Raw genomic sequence first — 3,222 nt, forward strand, 5'->3', positions numbered from 1 at the left:
TTTTCTCCCCCTTGTGGTTTGTTTTGTTTTTTGTTGGGGGTGGGGGGGGGGGGGGGGGGGGGGGGGGGCGCGCCCCCCCCCCCCCCCCCCCCCCCACGGCAACACCGAATTCGCCTTACCGCCTGCTCCCAGAAGCAGGCGTTTCCACTACTGATGCCATCAGCCTTATCGGTGTAACGAGCCGAGGGTATTGAAGAGGACACTCATGCAAAATAGTTTGTTGAAGCCACGTATTATCGATGTCGAAACGCTCGGCGCCGGCCACGCGAAAGTCGTGATGGAACCGTTCGAACGTGGTTATGGCCACACGCTGGGTAACGCGCTGCGCCGGGTGCTGCTGTCGTCGATGATCGGCTACGCGCCGACCGAAGTGACGATCGCCGGCGTCGTGCACGAGTACTCGTCGCTGGACGGTGTGCAGGAAGACGTCGTCGACCTGCTGCTGAACCTGAAAGGCGTCGTGTTCAAGGTGCACAACCGCGACTCCGTGACGCTCACCCTGAAGAAGGAAGGCGAAGGCCCGGTCCTGGCATCGGACATCGACTTGCCGCATGACGTGGAACTGATCAACCCGGACCACGTGATCGCCCATCTGACCGCCGGCGGCAAGCTGGACATGCAGATCAAGGTCGAAAAAGGCCGCGGCTACGTGCCGGGTAACGTGCGCCGCCTGTCGGAAGACACGAACAAGACCATCGGCCGCATCATCCTGGACGCATCGTTCTCGCCGGTCCGCCGCGTGTCGTATGCCGTGGAATCGGCCCGCGTCGAACAGCGTACCGACCTCGACAAGCTGATCATCAACATCGAGACCAATGGCGTCATCACGCCGGAAGAAGCGATCCGCCAGTCGGCCCGCGTCCTGGTCGACCAGCTGAACGTGTTCGCTGCCCTGGAAGGCACCGAAGCCGCCGCGGAAGCACCGTCGCGTGCACCGCTGGTCGATCCGATCCTGCTGCGTCCGGTGGACGACCTGGAGCTGACCGTCCGTTCGGCAAACTGCCTGAAGGCCGAGAACATCTACTACATCGGCGACCTGATCCAGCGTTCGGAAAACGAACTGCTGAAGACGCCGAACCTGGGCCGCAAGTCGCTGAACGAGATCAAGGAAGTCCTGGCTTCCCGTGGTCTGACCCTGGGCATGAAGCTGGAAAACTGGCCGCCCGCAGGTCTGGAAAAGTAATTCGTAGTACCCGCCCGGGGCAGGTGTCCCGGGCGTTTTGTCGCCAACCGGCCCGCGTCGCACACAGCGGCGATCGAAGAGCTCGGATTTAAACTTAACTCGAAAGGAATTACCATGCGTCACCGTCACGGCCTTCGCAAGCTGAACCGTACCTCGTCCCACCGCCTCGCCATGCTGCGCAACATGACCGTTTCGCTGCTGCGTCACGAAGCGATCAAGACCACCGTTCCGAAAGCCAAGGAACTGCGCAAAGTCGTCGAGCCGATCATCACCCTGGGCAAGAACGACACCCTGGCCAACAAGCGCCTGGCATTCGCCCGTCTGCGTGACCGCGAAATCGTCCAGAAGCTGTTCGCTGAAATCGGCCCGCGCTACAACGCGCGTCCGGGCGGCTACATCCGCATCCTGAAGATGGGCTTCCGCGTTGGCGACAACGCCCCGATGGCTTTCGTCGAGCTGGTCGACCGTCCGGAAGTCACCTCGGCTGAAGACGCGCCGACCGCCGAGTAATCGCGGTTCAGGCAACATGAAAAACCAGGCTCCGGCCTGGTTTTTTTTTGCCCGCAGCGGACGACGCGGACCCGGTGTACCATGCTGATGCGTTGAACCAATATTCCGACCATGTCCCGATCTTTTTCCCTGTCGATCACGCGACTGCTGGCCGCCTGGCTGCTGGCCTGTCTCGCCTTCGTCTCTTCCGCCCACGCCGACGACGACTTCCTGCCGCCTGAGCAGGCATTCAAGTTCTCCGCGCAAATGGCGGACGCGCACACGATCGTCGTCAATTACGCGATCGCCGATGGCTACTACATGTACCGCGAGCGCTTCCGCTTCACGGCAAGCGGCGCGAAGCTCGGCGAGCCGGCCATCCCACCGGGCAAGATCAAGTACGACGACACGTTCCAGAAGAACGTCGAGACCTATCACAACGGCGTCGAGATCCGCATCCCGGTCGACGCCACCGGGCCGTTCACGCTGACCGCCACCGGCCAGGGTTGCGCGGACAAGGGCCTGTGCTATCCGCCGCAGGATGCGTCGGTCCAGCTCACGCCGGGTGCCGGCGGCAGCGCGCCGCAGATGAGCGTCGCGCCGGGGCAGGGCGGCGGGTTCAACTTCCCGGGACAACCCGCGCCGCAGGTCGATACGCCACCCGCACCCGCACCGGCGCCCGTCGCGCCCGTGAAACCGGCGGCACCGTCCGAACTCTCCGGCATCGCCTCGCTGCTGCAGGGCGGCCGCCTGCTGGCCATCGTCCCCGCGTTCATCCTGCTGGGACTGGGCCTCGCGTTCACGCCGTGCGTGCTGCCGATGGTGCCGATCCTGTCGTCGATCATCGTGGGTGAAGGCAAACAGGTGCACCGCACGCGCGGCTTCGTGCTGTCGCTCGCGTACTCGTTCGGGATGGCGATCGTCTACACGGCGCTGGGCGTGGCGGCCGGCCTGCTCGGCGAAGGGCTGGCGGCGGCGCTGCAGAATCCCTGGGTACTGGGCGGCTTCGCGCTGCTGATCGTCGTGATGGCGTTGTCGATGTTCGACGTCTACCAGTTGCAGGTTCCCGCCGCGCTACAGACGCGGCTGACCAGTGCCTCTGGCCGTCAGTCGTCCGGCAAGCTGGCCGGCGTGTTCGTGATGGGGGCGATCTCCGCATTGATCGTCGGCCCGTGCGTGGCGGCGCCGCTCGCGGGTGCGCTCGTGTACATCAGCCAGACGCGCGACGTCGTCATCGGCGGCGCCGCGCTGTTCGCGATGGCGGTCGGGATGAGCATTCCGCTGCTGCTCGTGGGGGTGTCCGCCGGCTCGCTGCTGCCGCGCGCCGGGCTGTGGATGGAATCCGTGAAGCGTTTCTTTGGTGTCCTGATGCTGGCGATGGCCTTGTGGATGGCCGCGCCCGTCCTGCCGGGCATCGTGCAGATGGTCCTGTGGGCTGCGCTGCTGCTGGGCTATGGTTTCTACCTGCTGCGCGGCCTGCGCGGGCATTGGGCCGGTCTCGCGCTCGGCGCCGCCAGCGTCGTGCTGGGCGCCACGCCGACGAGCTGCGT

General features: G+C 65.0%; 3 protein-coding genes. All 3 read left to right on the forward strand.

The genetic code is table 11. From position 1 onward, the window contains the following. Nucleotides 1-205: 205 nt before the first annotated feature. Nucleotides 206-1,183, forward strand: coding sequence for a DNA-directed RNA polymerase subunit alpha (locus ACEN88_RS27655; protein ID WP_056449152.1), 978 nt, complete (start codon nucleotides 206-208; stop codon nucleotides 1,181-1,183). A 114-nt stretch (nucleotides 1,184-1,297) separates the two neighbouring features. Beyond that, on the forward strand, nucleotides 1,298-1,693 hold the full coding sequence (gene rplQ / locus ACEN88_RS27660; RefSeq protein ID WP_413344803.1) for a 50S ribosomal protein L17: 396 nt from the start codon (nucleotides 1,298-1,300) through the stop codon (nucleotides 1,691-1,693). 111 nt (nucleotides 1,694-1,804) lie between these two features. Continuing rightward, nucleotides 1,805-3,222: protein-disulfide reductase DsbD (gene dsbD / locus ACEN88_RS27665; protein ID WP_413344804.1), on the forward strand; the 1,418-nt coding region annotated here is incomplete at its 3' end.

The organism is Massilia sp. CT11-108 (assembly GCF_047302915.1).
Classification (GTDB): domain Bacteria; phylum Pseudomonadota; class Gammaproteobacteria; order Burkholderiales; family Burkholderiaceae_D; genus Telluria; species Telluria orientalis.